Origin of the sequence: Streptomyces sp. NBC_01298, from assembly GCF_035978755.1 — a bacterium.
Lineage (GTDB): Bacteria > Actinomycetota > Actinomycetes > Streptomycetales > Streptomycetaceae > Streptomyces.
Genome location: NZ_CP108414.1, coordinates 4,052,629 through 4,071,041 on the forward strand (window position 1 = coordinate 4,052,629; position 18,413 = coordinate 4,071,041).

The window sequence follows — 18,413 nt, forward strand, 5'->3', positions numbered from 1 at the left end:
GCACAGCAGCCGGGCGCCGGGTCGGGCTACCGTTGCTCGGGTCCCGCGCCCGCCGGAGGGCCCGAACGAGCCCGCACGAAGACCCACAACGTCTGAAGGAATCATGCACCGATCAGCCTCGCGCCTCACCCGCGTCCTCGCCTGCGCAGCCGTCCCGGTGATCCTCACGGTCGCCGGCTGCTCGTCCGACTCGGGCAAGAAGTCGGGCACCGACAGCGGCAAGAAGTCCGAAAGCTCCTCGTCCTCCCAGCCGAGCTCCGCGCCCTCCAAGGAGGCGCTGGAGAAGGCCGCGTACGCCACGCTGCCGGAGCCGTGCAAGGCGGTCTCCGCGAAGACCATCGAGACGATCGTCCCGAAGGCGAAGGACGCGAACGGCACCGCCGCCAAGTCCAACGACCTCACCAGCCGTGCCACCTGCACCTGGAACGGTCTGGACGAGGCCGGTCTGAAGGGCTCGCAGTACCGCTGGCTCTCGATCTCCCTGGTCCGCTACGACGCGCTCGCCTCGGTCGGCACCGGCAACAAGCGCGCCGAGGACGAGTACGCCAAGCAGATCGAGAAGGCGAAGGCCGTCGAGGGCGCGGAGAACGTGAAGCCGGAGGAGGCGGGCGGCATCGGCGACCAGGCCACCTCGGTCACCTTCACCACCAAGAAGGACGGCGCCTTCTTGAACACCTCGGTCATCGCGCGCACGGAGAACGTCGTCGTCACGCTCGACTACAACGGCACGGCCTACGAGGGCGCGACCGCTCCGGACCAGGCCAAGCTGCTCCAGGACGCCATCGCGGCGGCGAAGGAGACCGTGGCCTCGGTCCAGGCCGCGAACGGTGCGCAGCAGCCTGAGCAGTCGGCCCAGCCGTCGCAGTCCGCGCAGCCGTCGCAGTCGCCCTCTCCGTCGAACTCCTAAAACCGAACAGAACTCCTAGAGGCGAACTCTTAGGACGTGCCACGTCGTCGGCGGTCCGGCCGGTGCCCGGAAGGGCCGGGTCCGGACCGCCGACGTCGTGTTCCCCGTACGCGCGTACGCTGTGCCCTGCCGTAGCTCGACAAGGGGAGGGGATCGCGGGTGGCCGCGATGCAGCTGACTCGTACGCACCGGATATTGATCGGTGTCGTGGTCGCCGGAGCCGTCGTGATCGCGGGGATCGGTTTCGCCGGTTCGTACTCCGCCGTGCGCGCCCTGGCCTTGAAGAAGGGCTTCGGTTCCTTCTCGCTGGTCTTCCCGATCGGCATCGACATGGGCATCTGCGTCCTGCTCGCGCTGGACCTGCTCCTGACGTGGATCCGGATCCCGTTCCCGCTGCTGCGTCAGACGGCGTGGCTGCTGACGGCGGCGACGATCGCCTTCAACGGCGCGGCCGCGTGGCCCGATCCCCTCGGGGTCGGGATGCACGCCGTGATCCCGATCCTGTTCGTGGTCACCGTGGAGGCCGCCCGTCACGCGGTGGGCCGGATCGCGGACATCACCGCGGACCGGCACATGGAGGGCGTGCGCATCACGCGCTGGCTCCTCTCGCCGATCCCCACCTTCAAGCTGTGGCGCCGGATGAAGCTGTGGGAGCTGCGCTCCTACGAGCAGGCCGTCGGCATGGAGCAGGACCGGCTGATCTATCAGGCCCGCCTGCAGGCCCGCTACGGGCGCGCCTGGCGCCGCAAGGCCCCCGTCGGGGCCCTGATGCCGCTGCGCCTCGCCCGCATCGGCGTCCCGCTGTCCCAGACCGCACCCGAGGGTCTGGCCGCGGCGGGCATCGAGCCGCTCCTCATCCCGCCGCCCCCGGCCGCCGACCCGACGGCCCCGGCCCTCCCGGCGGGCGCCGAGGGCGCGGAGGCCGCCGAGGGCGCGCAGCAGCCGGGCACGGCGGCGGCCCTGACCGCCGCTGCCGCCGCACCTGGCGCCGCGGGGCTCCCCGCCGACGCCGCGCAGCAGCAGCTAATCCAGCAGCACCAGCTCGCCGGCCCCGGGGCGCAGTACGCGGAGGGCCCGGCCGGGGCCGCGGCCCCGCAGGGCCACCCCGACGCCGCTCCCTTCGTGGTGGACCCGACCGCGATGCCGGCCGCGCACAACAGCGCCTGGTTCGCGGCGCCGCGTGCGCCGCAGGCCGCGTACGAGGGCGGCTACAACCCGCAGTACGTGGAGGGTCTGGAGCCGACCCCGGTCATGCCCCCGTCGGGCCCGGAGCAGGGCCCGGAGCAGGGCCAGGGCCAGGGCCAGGGGCAGGCGCCCGAGCAGCAGGAGCTGCCGATACCGGGCCCCCGCCAGGAGGAGGCCGCCCTCCCGGAGGCCGAGTCCCGGGCCGGGGCGGAGGCCGAAGCCGAGGCGGAAGCCGAGGCGAACATCGACGACGTGAAGTTCAGGGAAGCCGCGTACGAGGTCGTCCGTGCCTACATCGACGAGTTCTCCGGCTTCCCGACCCCGGAGCAGGTGGACATACACCTCTCGGACCGCTACGGGATCGTGCACCCGCGCAGCGCGTCGATGATCCGCCGCCTGATGCCGGAGCTGAAGCAGCGCTACCAGCGCGATCTGGAGAGCGAGCACATCGCGTAGCCCGTACGCGTAAGGGAAACGGAAGGGCCCGCACCCCCGAGGGGTGCGGGCCCTTCCTCATGTCACACGTCGTCCTCAGACGGCGAGCAGCTTGCGCACCCGGTCCGCCCCGACGGCGAGCAGCAGGGTGGGCAGGCGCGGCCCGGTCTCCCGGGTCACGAGCAGGCGGTACAGCAGGGCGAAGAAGGTCCGCTGCGCGACCTTGAGCTCCGGCGTCGGCTTGGCGTCCGGCTCGAGGCCGGCCATCACCTTGGGCACGCCGTAGACGAGCGTGGTGAGCCCGTCGAGCGACCAGTGCGAGTCGAGCCCGTCGACGAGGCGGCGCAGGGACTCGCGTCCCTCGTCGTCCAGGGAGGACAGGAGCTCCGCGTCGGGCTCGTCGCGCACCAGCGTCCGCTGGTCGGCCGGGACCTGGGTGGAGATCCAGTTCTCGGCGCGGTCCAGGCGCGGGCGCACCTCGTCGAGCGAGGTCAGGGGCCGGTCCGGCTCCAGGTCGCTGAGGATGCGCAGGGTCTGCTCGTCGTGTCCGCCGGTGATGTCGGCGACGGAGGCGAGGGTCCGGTACGCCATGGGGCGCGGGGTGCGCGGCAGGTCGTGGGAGGCGACGCGTACGGCGCGGGCGTGGGCGGCGGCGTCGGCGGGCAGCACGGAGCCGTCGGCGACCTTGGCCTCCAGCTTGTCCCACTCGTCGTAGAGCCGCTGGATCTCCTGGTCGAAGGCGATCTTGAAGGACTGGTTGGGCTTGCGGCGGGCGTAGAGCCAGCGCAGCAGCTGCGGCTCCATGATCTCCAGCGCGTCGGCCGGGGTCGGGACCCCGCCCTTGCTGGAGGACATCTTGGCCATGCCGCTGATGCCGACGAAGGCGTACATCGGTCCGATCGGCTGCTCGCCGCCGAAGATCCCGACGATCTGCCCGCCGACCTGGAAGGAGGACCCGGGCGAGGAGTGGTCGACGCCGGAGGGCTCGAAGATCACGCCCTCGTAGGCCCAGCGCATGGGCCAGTCGACCTTCCAGACCAGCTTGCCGCGGTTGAACTCGCTGAGCTTGACGGTCTCGGTGAACTGGTCCTCGGTGCAGACGTAGGTCAGTTCGGTGGTCTCGTCGTCGTAGGACGTCACCGTGGTGAAGTCCTTGCCGCACTCGGCGCAGTACGGCTTGTACGGGAAGTACTCCGTGCCCTCCGCGCTGCCGTCGTCCTCGGCGGCCGCGCCGGAGCCCTCGGCGGCCTCCAGCTCGGCCTCGTCGACCTGCTTCTGCTGCGGCTTCTTGCCGCCCGGCTTCTGCTTGGTCCGGTACTGGTCGAGGATCGCGTCGATGTCGCCGCGGTGCTTCATCGCGAACAGCACCTGCTCGCGGTAGGTGCCGGCGGTGTACTGCTCGGTCTGGCTGATCGGGTCGTACTCGACGCCCAGCTCGGCCAGCGCCTCGACCATGGCGGCCTTGAAGTGCTCGGACCAGTTCGGGTACGCGGAGCCCTCGGGCGCGGGCACGGCGGTCAGCGGGCGGCCGATGTGCTGGGCGTGGGACTCCTCGGTGACGCCGGGGATGCCCTTGGGCACCTTGCGGTACCGGTCGTAGTCGTCCCAGGAGATGAGGTGGCGGACCTCAAAGCCCCGGCGGCGGATCTCGTCCGCGACCAGGTGCGGGGTCATGACCTCGCGGAGGTTGCCCAGGTGGATCGGGCCGGAGGGGGAGAGGCCGGACGCGACGACGATGGTTTTGCCCGGGGCTCGGCGCTCCGCCTCGGCGATGACCTCGTCCGCGAAACGGGAGACCCAGTCGGTCTCGGTGTTGCTCGGGGCGCTCTGAGCCACGACACGTCCTTCGTTCTCGAATGCTGGCTTCTCGTCATTCTCCCAGACGGAAGGGAGCGCTCCGAGGTTTATCGGCGGGTGACCGGCGCCGCCCGGTCGCCCGTATATCCCGGGATGTGGACAGCCCCCGCGTGGGATACTCGGTCCTTGTCGTAAACCCCAATCGAAACCCCAGTGCACGCATCGGCACGACCTCACAGGAACGGCAGCTCATGGCCTCGGTCCCTTCCCTCGCTTCCTCCGTCAACCAGCGCGTCGCCGACGCACTCGCCTCCGCCCTGCCGGACGCCGGTGCGAGCGACCCGCTGCTGCGACGAAGCGACCGGGCCGACTTCCAGGCCAACGGCATCCTGGCGCTCGCGAAGAAGGCCAAGGCCAACCCGCGTGAGCTGGCGACGACCGTCGTCGAGGCAATCGACAGCGCCGGTCTGATCCAGGAGATCGAGGTCTCGGGCCCCGGCTTCCTCAACATCACGATCACCGACAAGGCGATCGTCGAGACGCTGGCGGCGCGCGCCGCGGACGACCGTCTCGGCGTGCCGCTCGCCGCGAAGCCGGGTACGACGGTGATCGACTACGCGCAGCCGAACGTGGCCAAGGAGATGCACGTGGGCCACCTGCGGTCGGCGGTCATCGGTGCGGCGATGGTGGAGATCCTCGAGTTCACCGGCGAGAAGGTGGTCCGGCGTCACCACATCGGCGACTGGGGCACCCAGTTCGGCATGCTCATCCAGTACCTGCTGGAGCACCCGCACGAGCTGGACCACAAGGCGGAGGACGGCGCCGAGGTCGCGGAAGTCTCCGGCGAGGAGGCCATGTCCAACCTGAACCGCCTCTACAAGGCCTCGCGCGCGCTCTTCGACTCCGACGAGGAGTTCAAGACGCGGGCCCGGGCCCGGGTGGTGGACCTCCAGGCGGGCGAGCCGGAGACGCTGGCCCTGTGGCAGCGGTTCGTGGACGAGTCGAAGATCTACTTCTACTCCGTCTTCGACAAGCTGGACATGGACATCCAGGACCCCGACGTGATCGGCGAGTCCGGCTACAACGACATGCTGGTGGAGACCTGCAAGCTGCTGGAGGACTCGGGCGTCGCCGTCCGTTCCAACGGCGCGCTGTGCGTGTTCTTCGACGACGTCAAGGGTCCGGACGGCAACCCGACCCCGCTGATCGTCCAGAAGTCCGACGGCGGCTTCGGCTACGCCGCGACCGACCTCTCGGCGATCCGCGACCGGGTCGGCGGGCTGGGCGCGACGACCCTCCTCTACGTGGTGGACGCGCGGCAGTCCCTGCACTTCAAGATGGTCTTCGAGACGGCCCGGCGGGCCGGCTGGCTGAACGAGGACACCAAGGCCGTGCAGCTGGCCTTCGGCACCGTGCTGGGCAAGGACGGCAAGCCGTTCAAGACCCGTGAGGGCGAGACGGTGCGGCTGGTGGACCTGCTGGACGAGGCGATCGACCGCGCGGCGGCCGTGGTGCGGGAGAAGGCCAAGGACCTGTCCGAGGCGGAGATCACCGAGCGTGCGGAGCAGGTCGGCATCGGCGCGGTGAAGTACGCGGACCTCTCCACGTCCGCCTCGCGGGACTACAAGTTCGACCTGGACCAGATGGTGTCGCTGACGGGCGACACGTCCGTGTACATCCAGTACGCGTACGCCCGTGGCAAGTCGATCCTGCGCAAGGCGGACGAGGCCGGCGGCCGTAAGCCGGTCGCGCACCCGGAGCTGGAGCTGGCCCCGGCCGAGCGTGCCCTGGGCCTGCACCTGGACCACTTCGGCGAGCTGCTCGCCGAGGCGGCCGCGGAGTACGCCCCGCACAAGGTCGCCGCGTACCTCTACCAGCTGTCCTCGCTGTTCACGACGTTCTACTCCGAGTGCCCCGTCATCAAGCCGGAGCCGGAGCTCACCGTCGGCGAGAACCGCCTGTTCCTCTGCGACCTGACCGCCCGCACCCTCAGCAAGGGCATGTCCCTCCTCGGCATCCGCACCCCCGAGAAGCTCTGACCCCGGTCCTACGGCACAACGGCGGCCCCCGTCTCCCCTCCGGGAGGCGGGGGCCGCGGCGCTACCCACGCACGCAGAGGAGACCCCGACGTCATGGAGATCAACGAGGACATCCTCGTGGCCCGTCGCTTCGCGGACATCGACGCGGACATCGCGGCGACCGAGGCGGCGGCTCCGCCGCAGGACTGGGACGAGGAGTTCGACGAGGCCGACATGGCCGCTGTACGGGCCGGCATCGCCCAGGCCCTCGCGCTCGACGCCCAGGAACCGCCCGCGTGAGCCGAGCCGCGCGGACTCAACCCGCCCCGAACACCTCGACCTTGCAGCGAGCGCTCCCGGAACGTGCGATCCGGGCACCGCAGGTGACGAGCGGTACTTGGAACCCCTCGGCCAGGGCCACGTAGGTGGCGTCATACGCGGAGAGGTTCGCGTACAGCTCGCGCACCCGGGGCAGCACGGGAAGATGCTCCATCCGCCGGACCGGCAGTGCGGCAAAGTCGTCCCAGGCCACGTCCAGCTGACGGTCGGAGAGCTTGCCTGCACGGTGCCGCCCGAGCAGCGCGTGCGCGACCTCCACATCGAGCAGGTAGGGGGCGACGAGGCGTTCGCCCACCACCCGCTCACGCACGGCCTCGCCCGCCGGACCGGCGTCGGCGACGAGCATGACGAGTGCACTCGCGTCGATCACGATCATTCGCGTCGCCGTCCGGCGTCGAGGTCACCTAGGACCTCGTCCACGCTCAGCTCGGCGGACACCCGGGAACGGATCCGTGCGACGACATCCTCGACGGACGGTGTGGCGGCCTCTTCCTCCAGCAGCGTCCGGGCGTACGCCTGCAGCGACTGGCGGTTGCGAGCGGCTCGTATCTTCAGCTCGGCGAGCGCTTCATCGGACAGGTCGCGGACATACAGAGTGGCCATGCAACAAGAGTAGTCGCACCGCAAGCATTCTGCTAGCAGTCTAGAGCTTCGCCACCGCTTCACCCGTACGGTCTGATTTCGGCCACGCCTGCCGGGTAGGGGACGGCCCGTCCACCCCCTACCCACCCCGACGGAGGGCCCCGTGCCCGACATGAACGGCCCCTACAAGCCCGGCACCCCCTGCTGGATCGACCTGATGGTTCCCGACCAGCAGGCCGCCATCGACTTCTACGCCGACCTCTTCGGCTGGCAGGGCGAGATCGGCCCGCCCGAGACCGGCGGGTACGCCGTCTGCACCCTCAAGGGCAAGCCGGTCGCCGGGATCATGAAGGCGATGAACCCGGACGGCACCGTCCCCGACCCGATGCCCCCGACGGTGTGGACCTCGTACCTGGCCACGGATTCCCTCGACTCCACCCTCAAGTCCGTCACCGACGCCGGCGGCACGGTCATGATGGGCGCGATGGACGTCATGGACCTCGGGCGGATGGCCGTCATCGCCGACCCGACCGGCGCGGTCGTCGGCCTGTGGCAGGCGGGCACCTTCGACGGGGCCGGCATCGTCAACGAGCACGGCGCGCTCATCTGGAACGAGCTGAGCACCGGCGACGTCCCCGCCGCGCGAGCGTTCTACGGGGCCATCCTCCCGGTCACCACGGCCGCCTCCGAGATGCCGGAGGCCTCGGGGTACACGGAGTTCCAGGTCGACGGCCGCGCGGTGGCCGGAATGATGGACCTGAAGACCCTCCCGCCGGGCACCCCGCCGAACTGGATCCCGTACTTCAGCGCCGACGACGTCGACGAGATCCAGGCCGCCGCCACCCGCGCCGGAGGCTCCGTCATCGCCCCCGCCTTCGACATGGCGGCCGGCCGCATGGCCGTCCTGGCCGACCCGCAGGGCGCCGTCTTCTCGGTGATCAAGGCCCGCCCGGAGATCCTCGACTGACGAGTCGCCACCCAACGGCGTGACGGGCTCACAGGGAACGTCTCCCCTGTGGGCCCCCTCCTCCGCGTGCCGGAACGTTGCCGAAGCGTTCCACCACCGTGGGGGCCACCATGAACGACACGACACGTCTCTGGGTGCGGAGCGCGAACTCCGAGTGGCGATGGCCCGCCTGACGGGCCGGGTCAGCGCGGGCGGGATCTGAAGCGGTCCCGCCATCGCTGCCGGGGGGTGCTGCCGGGACCCCCGGGAGTACCCGGATCCGTAACGCGCTCCGCCGCCTCGGCGGTGTCCCCGTCCGCCGGCCGACGGAACTCCGCCGCGGCCTCGCGGGCCTCGGCGGCCGGCTCCGCGAGCCCCACCGCCTCGCACGCCTCCGCCAGTACGTCGAAGGCCCTTGCGCCCTCAGCCGCACCGCCGACCCGCGTCAGGGCGTTGGCCATCGCAGTGACCGCCCCGACCGTGTTGTCCTCGTCCCCCACCCGGACGAAGAGCACGACGGCGCGTTCCAGTGCCTCCAGTTGCTCGGTCACCAGGCCGTCCTGCTCGTGGACGCACGCCAGTGAGAACAGCGCCAGCGCCTGACCGGACTCCTGGCCGATCTCCGCGAACAGCCCGGCGGCCTCCTCGCAGACGGCCCGGGCCTCCTCCGTCCTGCCGTCGTCGAGGAGCGACTGGCTCATGCGCAGGAGCAGCCGGCCGGTCTCCGACCTGTTGCCCGCCTCCCTGCTCAGGGCGAGCGCTCGCGAGTGCACGGCCATGGCCTCCTCGCGCTCCCCGGTCCGCCACAGCGCGGCCGCGAATGACCGCAGGAGCATCACGGTCAAGCTGGGGTTGCCGTCGTCCTCCGCCAGCGTGACGGCCGCCCGGTACACGGTCACGGCCTCGTCCCACCGCTCCAGCCTCTCCAGGTTGGCCCCGAGACCGACCAGCGGCGTCCACTGATTGGCCGGCATCTGCAGCTCCTGGAGGAGTGCCAGGGCCTGCACGAGGATCACCGTCGACTCCTCGACCCGGCCCTGCCGCTGGAGCACGGCACCCAGGAGCACCATCGCCCTGGCTTCCCCCGCCCGATTCTCCACCGCGCGGAACATCTCGAGAGCCTCCATCAAGCACTCGGCCGCTTCGTCCACGAGGTGCCGCGTGGTGAAGCACACGAGGGCGGCACTCAGGTTGCACAGCGCGTCGGCGAGAACCGGATCTCCGTGCCGCCTGGCCGCGTCCACCATGCTGCGCTCGAGCAGCAGGGCGTCCTCCAGGTATCCGTAGGGCCCCAGGTAGCCGGCCACGTGGTTGTACAGCCCGGCACCCAGCACGCTGCGGCCGTTGTCGGCCGCGAAGACCACGGTGGCCACCAATACCGCCCGTTCGGCCTCGAACCAGTGCGCCGCCTCGGCCATGGAGGGCAGGTCCCCGGCGGCTGCCGGACCGCGCTGGATCCCGAGGGCCTGCGCGGCGCGGGCGGCTACCTCGGTCAGACCCTCCAGGAACCGGTCGATCACGGCCTCCCGGCCGTCCTCCTCCGCATGCCCCTCCCCGCGCTCCAGCGCGTAGAGCCGCACCAGGTCGTGCATCCGCCACCGCCCCGAGCCGACCGGCTGCTCGGCCAGCAGGCTGGCCCGTACGAGCGCGGCCAGCGCGGGCCGCAGCTCGCCAGCCGTCTCCGCGAGGCCCGCGGGCCCCGGCTCGCCTTCGTACGTGACCAGGTGGGCGAACAGCGTGGGACAGTCCGGCCCCGGCACCACCGTCAGCAGCCGGAAGAGCCGTGCCTGGTCCGCCGGAAGCCTCGCGTACGAGAGGTCGAACGCGGCCCGGACTCCGACCGGCACATCACCCTCGATGTGCAGCGTCTCCAGCCGCGTCCTCGCCTCGGCCAGCTGCCGCGCCAACTCCCCCGCCGCCAGCCCCGGATCCCCCGCCAGCAGCGATCCCGCCACCGTCAGGGCCAGCGGCAGCCGCCCGCAGTGTTCCGCGATCCGCGCCAGCGCCTCCGGCTCCCGCGCCGGGCGCGGATCCTCCGGCCAGGTCCGCAGCAGCGCGCCGGCGATCAGTTCCGTCGCCGGCTCCGCCGACAGCTCGTCCAGGCCGACCACCCGCGCGGTGAAGCCCGGCGCGACCAGCCGGTGCCGCGAGGTCACCAGCAGCCGGTGCGTGCCGTCCGGCGGTACGAGGTCCCGCACCTGGGACACCGACCCCGCGTCGTCCGCGACGATCAGCACCCGTTGCCCGGCCCGGGCCAGCGAGGCCAGCCGGGCCCGGTACAGCGCCACCTGCCCGTCCGGGGACGGTGGCGCGTCCGCGTCCCCGACCCCGAGATGGCGCAGCATCTCCCGTACCGCCTGCGCGCCGCTCACGGCGCCGTTCGGGGCGTAGCCGTGCAGTGGGAGGAAGTACACCCGGTCCCCGAACCACCCGTACTCCACCGCCCGATGGGCCGTCGCGACGGCCAGCGCGCTCTTGCCGACGCCCGGCAGCCCGGCCACGACCGTCACCGGAGCCCCGCCCCCGCCCTCGTCGAGCAGGTCGGTGAGCACCTTGACCGAGCTCTCCCGCCCCACGAGCACGGCGGGCGGAGCGGGCAGCCCCGGTGCGGCCGGGGGTGGGGGTACGGAACCGGCCCCGGGCGGCTGGACGACGTAGTCCCCCGCCACCTGGATGACCGTCGCGGACCCCTCGGCCCGCGCCCGCTGCTCGGCGTTCACCGAGCCGCGTCCGGATCCGGCTGCTGCTCACCGCCGCCGGCGGCCGTCTGCTGTACGCGGGAGTCCCCGTCGGCGCGCGCCACCTGGTCCACCGGCCCGGAGCCACCGCCGCCGGTCTGCGTGACCCGGCTGGTGCCGGAGGCGCGGGCCCGCTGCCGCAGCGAGTCACCCTCGCCGCCGCCGGCCCACCATCCGCCGACCAGCGCGCACACCGCGGCCATCGCCCCGCCGAACCCGGCGGCCGCCGACACCCGGTCGGAGTCCTTTTCCGGCAGCCAGCCGAACGGGTCCCACACCCCGAGCCTGAACCCGATCAGGAAGGCAACACCCGTCCCCCCGACCACCACAACCCACCGCAGCGGACGCGACATTGACCCCCCTCGGCCGAACTTCCCCGGGAGCCGAAGCTAGCAGCCGAGCCCCCGGAATTCGCACCAGACGACCTTGCCGGGAGCCCGGGCCAACACCCCCCAGGCATCGGCCAGCGCCCCGACCAGGAGCAGCCCCCGCCCGGGCGGCTGCTCCCGGATCCGCGACAGCCCGGGCCCGCTGTCGTGCACCTCGATCCGGACGGTCCCGTCGTACGTGAGCAGCCGCAGCAGGTAGCCCCGACCGCGCGGGACCCCGTACCGCAGCGCGTTGGTCGCCAGCTCGCTCACGCAGAGCAACAGGTCGTCCTGTCGCGAGGTCCTGCCCCACGCCTCCAAGGTGTCACGTGTGAAGTGGCGTGCGGCGCCAATGGTTTGGGGTGAGCGCAGGTAGAGGCGCTCGTGGACCAGGGCGGGTTGAGTATGAAGATTCACGTGCCGATCGTCGCGTTACGTGACTAGCGTGTGGCTGAGCGCCAACCCGTACTCAGTGATGAGTACGGGTTGGCACGGGGTAGTTCAGCCGCAAGGGTGGGGAGTTCATCGTCATGCCACCGAGGAAACGCGCACGGCCGAACGCGACGACCATGAAGATGGTCGGCAAGCAGGTGGCCGCAGCCCGCGCCGCGAAGAACCTGACGCAGAAGCAGCTCGGAGAGCTGGTCGGTTTGGACGCGGAGACGATCGCGTCCATCGAGCAGGGGCGACGGGCGTTGATGCCGGATGTTGCGGAGCTGATGGACCAACACCTGGGGCTTCCGGGGTTGCTGGCCGTGGCGGCCAACGAGATGCCGGCCGTTGACGTGACGCCGCCGTGGGCAGAGGAGTACATGAACCTGGAGGAACAGGCCGTCGCGCTCTCCTGGTACGAGTCCATGCGGTTCCCAGGACTCCTCCAGACCGAGAACTACGCCAGGGCCCTCTTCCGTGTTCGTGTCCCGGCCCGCGCGGAGGAAGAGATCGAGAACCTGACTGTCAGGCGCGTGAAACGGCAGGCGATCCTGCACCGCAAGGTGCCGCCGAGTCTGAGCTTCATCGTCTGGGAAGCCGTATTCAAAGACCGCATCGGCGGGGACGAGGTCTACGCCGAGCAGCTGCGCCACCTGATCGCCTGCATGGACCTCCCAAACGTCACCCTCCAGGTGATGCCTTTCGGCCGCACGACGCACGCCGGTCTGAACGGGCCGTTCATCCTCCTGGAAACACCGTCCCATCAACAGTTCGCCTACTCCGAGACGCAGCACGGGAGCCTGCTGATCTCGACCCCAGGTGAGGTCAGCATCCTGTCCCGCAAATATGCGATGCTGCGAACTCAGGCCCTCAACACCGAGCAGACGAAGGGCCTGTTGGATCGCCTGCTAGGAGAGCCATGAGCCCCACCACCGCCCCGAAGTGGTTCAAGTCCAGCTACAGCGACACCGACGGTGGGGCCTGCCTGGAGGTGGCCATCGCCTGGCAGAAGTCCACGCACAGCGACGGCGAATACGCCGCCTGCGTAGAGGTCGCCACCTGCCCGGACACCATCCACGTCCGGGACTCGAAGGTCCAGAACGGCCCCGTCCTCGACCTGGCCCCCGCCGCCTGGGCCGCCCTTACGGAGTGGACCGCTCGCTGATCAGCGCGGCCAGGCCGTCCAGGATGCGGTCCAGGCCGAAGCGGAACTGGAAGTCCGGCTCGTCCGCGCCCGTGAACGCGTCGGATTCCAGCAGGCGCGTCACCGCAGGGTGCGTGTCCGGGCCGGTCATCAGCCGCAGGGTGCGTACGTACCGACCCAGCACCTGGTCCGGTGAGACGCCGGACTTCACGATGGCGGCGATCATGTCCGCGACCATCGTCGCCTCGTTGCGGACCAGGCCGCCGATCAGGATGATCGCGGAGAGCTTCTCGCTCTCCCGCAGGGCGGTCCCGGCCATCGCCGCGAGCCCGCGTTCCATCCAGGCGAGCTGGTTGGGGCTGACCGGCGCCCCGGTGAGCGGGATGCGCACGATCCAGGAGTTCGCCATCAGGACGGCCCGCTGCGCGTACGCCCACTCGGACAGCAGCTCCCTCCAGTCCCGCCCCTCCCCGCCGGACGGCTCCGGCTCCGGCTCCGGCTCCGGCTCCGGCGGGGTGCCGACGCCGGCGTCGGCCATCAGGATGTAGAGCTCTTCCTTCGCCGTGACGTACCGGTAGAGGGACATCGTCGAGGCGCCGAGCTCCTTGGCCACCCGGCCCATGGAGACGGCGTCCATCCCCTCCGTGGCGGCCAGCGACACCGCCGCGTCCACGATCCGCTGGAGGGTGAGGCTGGGGCGCGGGCCCTTGCCGGGGCGTTCGCGCAGACCCCAGGCCATGGCCAGGCTCGCCGGGAGCCCCGTGCCGTCGTCGTCGCCGTCCGTTTCGTGCGCCATCGCCGCTCCCTCCCTCCGCCTCTCCGTCATGAGTCGTTGACGCACATCCTAGGTCTGTGTATTACTTACGCAATGGCGCGTAACCCATACGCAGAACGCAGATCGGAGTCCGCCATGGCCGACCTCGGCACCGACCTCGGCATCCACGCCACTGCCCTGACCAAGTCCTACGGCGCCCTGCGCGTCCTCGACGGCATCGACCTCGCCGTCCCGCGCGGCAGCGTCCTCGCCCTGCTCGGCCCCAACGGCGCCGGGAAGACCACCACCGTCCGGATCCTCGCCACCCTCACCGAGCCGGACTCCGGCACCGTGCGGGTCGCGGGCCACGACACGGCGTCCGCGCGGGCCCTCGTGCGCCGGGCCATCAGCCTCACCGGGCAGTCCGCGGCCGTCGACGACCTCCAGACCGGCGCCGAGACCCTCCGCATGGTGGGCCGCCTCCACGGACTGCGCCCGCGCGCGGCCCGGGCGCGGGCCGAGGAGCTGCTGGAACGCTTCGGGCTCGCCGAAGCCGCCGGACGCACGGCGAAGACCTACTCGGGCGGCATGCGCCGGCGCCTCGACCTCGCCGCGAGCCTGGTCGCCCGCCCCGAGGTGATCTTCCTGGACGAGCCGACCGCCGGGCTCGACCCGCGCAGCCGCCAGGACCTGTGGGAACTCGTACGGGAACTGCGCACCGACGGCACCAGCGTCCTGCTCACCACCCAGTACCTGGAGGAGGCCGACCGGCTCGCCGACCGCGTGGCCGTCCTGGCCGGCGGCCGGATCGCCGCCGAAGGCACCCCCGCGGAGCTCAAGTCCCGCGTGGCGGGCCACCGCCTCGACCTGACCTTCGCCAGCCGGGCCGCCTACGACGCCCTGACCCCGCGCGCGCTCGAGCTGACCGCGGGGCGACCCGCGGCCTCCACGGTCTCGGCGGACGGCCTCACCCTCGCCCCGGAGGAGCTCGGCCTCAGCCTGCCCACCGACGGCAGCGCCGCCCACGTCCGGTCACTGCTCGACGCGCTCGACCCGGACCACACGGCCGTGGACCGCTTCTCGGTCCGCGGCGCCACCCTCGACGACGTGTTCCTCACCCTGACGGGAGCCGCTCCGTGACCACTGCCACCGCGACCGCGACCACTGCCACCGTGACCACCTCCACGCCGACCCGCCCCACCGCCGCCACGGCGGCCTACGCCCTCACCGGCCGCAGCCTGCGCATCAGCAGCCGCCAACCGGACGTCCTGATCACGGCGTTGATGCTGCCGGTCATGCTGATGCTGATCTTCGTCTACTTCTTCGGCGGAGCCATCGACACCGGGACGTCCTACGTCACCTACGTGGTCCCGGGAGCGATGCTGCTCTGCGCGGGCTTCGGCGCGGCGAGCACCGCCGTCAGCGTCGCCACCGACATGAAGGAAGGCGTGATCGACCGCCTCCGCTCCCTGGACATCGGCGGCGTTCCGATCGTGGCCGGACACGTCGCGGCCTCGGTCCTGCGCAACCTCGTGTCCACCGGCCTGGTCCTGGCCGTCGCGCTCGCCATCGGCTTCCGCCCGCAGGCCTCGCCCTCCGGCTACCTGGCCGCCGCCGCGCTGCTGGTCGCGTACATCACCGCGATCTCCTGGCTGGCCGCGACGCTCGGACTGCTCGCCGGCACACCGGAGGCGGCGGGCGGCTTCACCTTCCTGATGATGTTCCTGCCGTACCCGTCCAGCGCGTTCGTCCCCATCGACACCATGCCCGGCTGGCTCCACGGCTTCGCCGACCACCAGCCGCTGACCCCGGTGATCGAGTCCCTGCGGGCCCTGCTCCTCGCCCGGCCCGCGGGCGACGCACCCTGGACCGCACTGGCCTGGTGCGCGGGCATCGGCCTGGTGTCCGTAGCGCTGTCGGCCGTCGTCTTCGAACGGCGGACGCGGTAGGGCGCGGACACGACCGCGGCCCGTCCGTGGACATGAACCCGGACGGGCCGCGGCGTGCGGATCTCGGTGCGTCAGTGCAGCGGGTACGAGTGCCGGCCCGTCGCCGCGTCGATCTCCGAGTGCGCCTTCTGCAGCATCTGCGACGCGATGTCCATCAGCGCGCGAGCGCCCGCGATCTCCTCCCCGACCCTCAGCTGCTCCGGGTCGGAGGGGTGTCGCATGGCGTAGCCGCGCGCCCGTACCTCGGAGCCGTCCCCGAGTCTGACCAGGGCCGCCGCACTGGTGCGGTGGCCCTCCTCGGTGAATTCGAGCTCCACATGCCACCCGACGATGGTGGTCATGGCGCATCACCTCCAGGGGTCAGTGCACCCTGTCTCCAGGGTGCACCCGAGCGGGAGGCGGGGCGAGTCGGCCTACCGCTCGGCGCGGATCCACTGCGCGACCTCGGTCGCCCAGTACGTCAGGATCGTGTCCGCGCCCGCCCGCTTGATGCCGAGCAGGGTCTCCATGATCGCCCGGTCGCGCTCGATCCAGCCCTTCTCCGCCGCCGCCTCGATCATCGCGAACTCGCCGCTGATCTGGTAGGCCGCCACCGGGACGTCCACCGACTGCGCGACCCGGTAGAGGATGTCGAGGTAGGGCCCGGCCGGCTTGACCATCACCATGTCGGCGCCCTCCTCCAGGTCGAGGGCGAGCTCGCGCAGCGACTCCCGCGCGTTCGCCGGGTCCTGCTGGTACGTCTTGCGGTCGCCCTGGAGCGAGGAGGCGACGGCCTCGCGGAAGGGACCGTAGAAGGCCGAGGTGTACTTGGCCGTGTACGCGAGGATCGAGACGTCGTCGTGGCCCGTCTCGTCCAGCGCGTCGCGGATGACGCCGACCTGGCCGTCCATCATGCCGCTCGGGCCCACCACGTGGACGCCCGCGTCGGCCTGGACCTGCGCCATCTCGGCGTAGCGCTCCAGCGTCGCGTCGTTGTCCACGCGGCCGTGCTCGTCCAGGACCCCGCAGTGGCCGTGGTCGGTGTACTCGTCCAGGCACAGGTCGGACATGATCACCAGATCGTCGCCCACCTCCGCCTTCACGTCGCGGATCGCGACCTGGAGGATCCCGTCCGGCTCGGTGCCGGCCGTGCCCCGCGCGTCCTTGTTCTCGTCCGCCGGAACGCCGAAGAGCATGATCCCCGCGACCCCGGCCTCGACCGCCTCCACGGCCGCCTTCCGCAGCGTGTCCCGGGTGTGCTGGACCACGCCCGGCATCGCCGAGATGGCGAGCGGCTCGCTGATGCCCTCCCGGACGAACGCCGGGAGGATCAGGTCCGAGGGGTGCAGCCGGTTCTCCGCGACCATCCGCCGCATCGCCGGGGTGGTGCGCAGCCGGCGGGGCCGCGAGCCGGGGAAGGATCCGTACGTGCTCATCTTCTAGTCGCCTCTTCGAGCTTCGACAGCAGTCGGGACCACCCTAGGCCCCGCCCCCGGCCGCCCCCGCCCCGTTGCGCTGCTGCCAGTCCCAGAGCGCGTTCACCCGGTGGTCCGGCCCGTGGAGCGGGCCCAGCTCCTCCACCCTCGCGTACGCCCGCGGGGTGCCGGGATGGTCCCGCAGGGCCAGGCCGTAGGCGCCGATCATCCGGGTCAGCCAGTCGTCCGCGTCCAGAAGGGACAGCAGCAGCTCCGTGGCCTCGGCCGTGCGGTCGGCGGACTCCGCCATGCTGTCCGCCGCCGACTGCCGCATCGGGCTGCGCGGGTCACGGGCCAGATCGCGGACCACACCGCGCAGGGCCTCCACGTCCTCGCCCCCTTCGGCACTCAGCAGACTCCGGACCGCTCCGAACCGCACCGCGTCGTCGGGGTCGCCCACCAGGACGCGCATGGCCTCGTGCTCCGCGGCCGTGAACGATCTGTCGTACCAGCCCAGGCACTCCACCGCCTGTACGCGCACCCGCGGATCGGGATGCCCTGCGGACCGCAGAGCGATGGCCTCCAGCCGCGGGTGTTCCCCGTCGCCCGCACCGAGGGCCATCAGCACCGCCGCCAGCACCACCGGATCCGTCTCCAGGTCGGCCCAGACCGCGAGGGTCTCCAGATCCTCCTCGTGGTGCGGGTACGCGTCCACGTGCTGCCTGCCCCACAGCCAGTCCGCGGCGAAGAGCCGATGACCGGCGGACGCATGGTGGCGCAGGGCCGTCACCGTCTCCCGGGCGCCCTCGGCGGAGCGTTCCCCCAGCAGGTACCGGGACTCGGCCCAGTCCACGTGGAAGGGGTCCGGGTGCCGCACGGCACGCTCCACCAGTTCCTCCGGTGTCGCCACGATGCCGAACACCCGCTCCAGGACGGTCAGTACGGCGCCGTGTCCCGCGCGCACCGTCAGCCCGCCGAGCGCGATCTGCTCGACCTGGCACCACTGCTCCTCCACCATCGAGGTCTCCGCCGGCCCCGCCGCCCCCGTCAGCCGCCGCAGCTCCGCCTCCGCGCCCGCCCGGTACCAGCGCCGGGCCGCGTCCAGCAGCCGTGCCCGCTCCGCCTCCGGCAGCCGCTCCTCCGGGTCGGGGAGGTCCTGGGACCACAGCAACGCGCCGACCATCGCCCGGGAGCCGCTCTCGACGGCCCGCAGCAGCGGGGTCGACCCGTCGGGCAGCACCCGGTCCGGGTCCGCCCCCGCGGCCACGAGCGCCTCGGCCGCCTCCTGGTCGTACGCCGCCACGGCCGCGCACAGCGCGGCCACCGCCTCATCGGGATCCGTGGGTTCCGTCACGGCCCGAACATGCCACAGGGCCCGGGTGCGCATCGCACCCGGGCCCTGTCGCCTAACACCGCTAAGACGGC

General features: G+C 71.7%; 19 protein-coding genes. 9 read left to right on the top strand and 10 right to left on the bottom strand.

Annotated features, from left to right (window positions below; all coding sequences use genetic code 11):
- The first annotated feature begins 103 nt into the window (after positions 1–103).
- On the top strand, positions 104–907 hold the full coding sequence (locus OG730_RS18260) for a DUF3558 family protein (protein WP_327305227.1): 804 nt from the start codon (positions 104–106) through the stop codon (positions 905–907).
- Between the two features lie 159 nt (positions 908–1,066).
- A complete protein-coding gene (locus OG730_RS18265) occupies positions 1,067–2,548 on the top strand; it encodes a DUF2637 domain-containing protein (protein ID WP_327305228.1) in 1,482 nt (493 codons plus the stop codon).
- Positions 2,549–2,623: 75 nt separating this feature from the next.
- Here OG730_RS18265 and lysS read toward each other — a convergent pair whose 3' ends face one another.
- Positions 2,624–4,363, bottom strand: a complete 1,740-nt coding sequence (lysS, locus tag OG730_RS18270; RefSeq protein WP_327305229.1) for a lysine--tRNA ligase — start codon at positions 4,361–4,363, stop codon at positions 2,624–2,626.
- Between the two features lie 212 nt (positions 4,364–4,575).
- Between lysS and argS the strand changes: the two genes are divergently transcribed.
- Both argS and OG730_RS18280 read left to right on the top strand, forming a co-directional pair.
- Positions 4,576–6,363: an arginine--tRNA ligase gene (gene argS, locus OG730_RS18275; RefSeq protein WP_327305230.1), complete on the top strand. Its 1,788-nt coding sequence runs from the start codon at positions 4,576–4,578 to the stop codon at positions 6,361–6,363.
- Between the two features lie 93 nt (positions 6,364–6,456).
- On the top strand, positions 6,457–6,642 hold the full coding sequence (locus tag OG730_RS18280; RefSeq protein WP_327305231.1) for a hypothetical protein: 186 nt from the start codon (positions 6,457–6,459) through the stop codon (positions 6,640–6,642).
- Positions 6,643–6,658: 16 nt separating this feature from the next.
- Here OG730_RS18280 and OG730_RS18285 read toward each other — a convergent pair whose 3' ends face one another.
- Together OG730_RS18285 and OG730_RS18290 are read right to left on the bottom strand one after the other, a co-directional pair.
- Entirely contained in the window at positions 6,659–7,057 is a 399-nt protein-coding gene (locus OG730_RS18285) for a type II toxin-antitoxin system VapC family toxin (protein WP_327305232.1), read from the bottom strand.
- The gene (locus OG730_RS18290; RefSeq protein WP_327305233.1) at positions 7,054–7,284 is read right to left on the bottom strand and encodes a FitA-like ribbon-helix-helix domain-containing protein; all 231 of its coding nucleotides are present in this window, start codon (positions 7,282–7,284) and stop codon (positions 7,054–7,056) included. Before OG730_RS18290 ends, OG730_RS18285 begins: the two co-directional genes overlap by 4 nt.
- A gap of 151 nt (positions 7,285–7,435) precedes the next feature.
- Between OG730_RS18290 and OG730_RS18295 the strand changes: the two genes are divergently transcribed.
- Positions 7,436–8,230, top strand: a complete 795-nt coding sequence (locus OG730_RS18295) for a VOC family protein (protein WP_327309320.1) — start codon at positions 7,436–7,438, stop codon at positions 8,228–8,230.
- Positions 8,231–8,412: 182 nt separating this feature from the next.
- On the opposite strand, the gene OG730_RS18300 is transcribed toward OG730_RS18295, so the two are convergent.
- From OG730_RS18300 to OG730_RS18310, 3 genes are read right to left on the bottom strand one after another with little or no spacing between them, the layout of a single operon-like run.
- Positions 8,413–10,929 (bottom strand): tetratricopeptide repeat protein, encoded by a 2,517-nt coding sequence (locus OG730_RS18300; RefSeq protein ID WP_327305234.1) that lies wholly within the window; start codon positions 10,927–10,929, stop codon positions 8,413–8,415.
- Positions 10,926–11,300 carry a hypothetical protein gene (locus OG730_RS18305; protein ID WP_327305235.1) on the bottom strand — a complete coding sequence of 125 codons (375 nt, stop codon included), beginning with the start codon at positions 11,298–11,300 and terminating at the stop codon, positions 10,926–10,928. The genes OG730_RS18300 and OG730_RS18305 overlap by 4 nt, the downstream gene beginning before the upstream one ends.
- 36 nt (positions 11,301–11,336) lie before the next feature.
- Positions 11,337–11,732, bottom strand: coding sequence for an ATP-binding protein (locus OG730_RS18310; protein WP_327305236.1), 396 nt, complete (start codon positions 11,730–11,732; stop codon positions 11,337–11,339).
- Positions 11,733–11,884: 152 nt separating this feature from the next.
- Between OG730_RS18310 and OG730_RS18315 the strand changes: the two genes are divergently transcribed.
- Together OG730_RS18315 and OG730_RS18320 are read left to right on the top strand one after the other, a co-directional pair.
- The gene (locus OG730_RS18315; protein ID WP_327305237.1) at positions 11,885–12,670 is read left to right on the top strand and encodes a helix-turn-helix domain-containing protein; all 786 of its coding nucleotides are present in this window, start codon (positions 11,885–11,887) and stop codon (positions 12,668–12,670) included.
- Positions 12,667–12,912, top strand: coding sequence for a DUF397 domain-containing protein (locus tag OG730_RS18320; RefSeq protein WP_327305238.1), 246 nt, complete (start codon positions 12,667–12,669; stop codon positions 12,910–12,912). The genes OG730_RS18315 and OG730_RS18320 overlap by 4 nt, the downstream gene beginning before the upstream one ends.
- Here OG730_RS18320 and OG730_RS18325 read toward each other — a convergent pair.
- The gene (locus OG730_RS18325; RefSeq protein WP_327305239.1) at positions 12,890–13,687 is read right to left on the bottom strand and encodes a TetR/AcrR family transcriptional regulator; all 798 of its coding nucleotides are present in this window, start codon (positions 13,685–13,687) and stop codon (positions 12,890–12,892) included. The genes OG730_RS18320 and OG730_RS18325 overlap by 23 nt on opposite strands.
- A gap of 114 nt (positions 13,688–13,801) precedes the next feature.
- On the opposite strand from OG730_RS18325, the gene OG730_RS18330 reads away from it, so the two are divergent.
- Positions 13,802–14,785, top strand: a complete 984-nt coding sequence (locus OG730_RS18330) for an ABC transporter ATP-binding protein (protein ID WP_327305240.1) — start codon at positions 13,802–13,804, stop codon at positions 14,783–14,785.
- Between the two features lie 32 nt (positions 14,786–14,817).
- Positions 14,818–15,594 carry an ABC transporter permease gene (locus tag OG730_RS18335; protein ID WP_327309321.1) on the top strand — a complete coding sequence of 259 codons (777 nt, stop codon included), beginning with the start codon at positions 14,818–14,820 and terminating at the stop codon, positions 15,592–15,594.
- 71 nt (positions 15,595–15,665) lie between these two features.
- Here the strand turns inward: OG730_RS18335 and OG730_RS18340 are convergent, their stop codons facing one another.
- From OG730_RS18340 to OG730_RS18350, 3 genes are all read right to left on the bottom strand, one after another.
- Complete coding sequence (locus tag OG730_RS18340; RefSeq protein WP_327305241.1) at positions 15,666–15,935, bottom strand: DUF1876 domain-containing protein; 270 nt, start codon at positions 15,933–15,935, stop codon at positions 15,666–15,668.
- Between the two features lie 72 nt (positions 15,936–16,007).
- Positions 16,008–17,009 (bottom strand): porphobilinogen synthase, encoded by a 1,002-nt coding sequence (hemB, locus tag OG730_RS18345; protein WP_327305242.1) that lies wholly within the window; start codon positions 17,007–17,009, stop codon positions 16,008–16,010.
- A 43-nt stretch (positions 17,010–17,052) separates the two neighbouring features.
- On the bottom strand, positions 17,053–18,342 hold the full coding sequence (locus OG730_RS18350; RefSeq protein ID WP_327305243.1) for a HEAT repeat domain-containing protein: 1,290 nt from the start codon (positions 18,340–18,342) through the stop codon (positions 17,053–17,055).
- Positions 18,343–18,413: the final 71 nt, after the last annotated feature.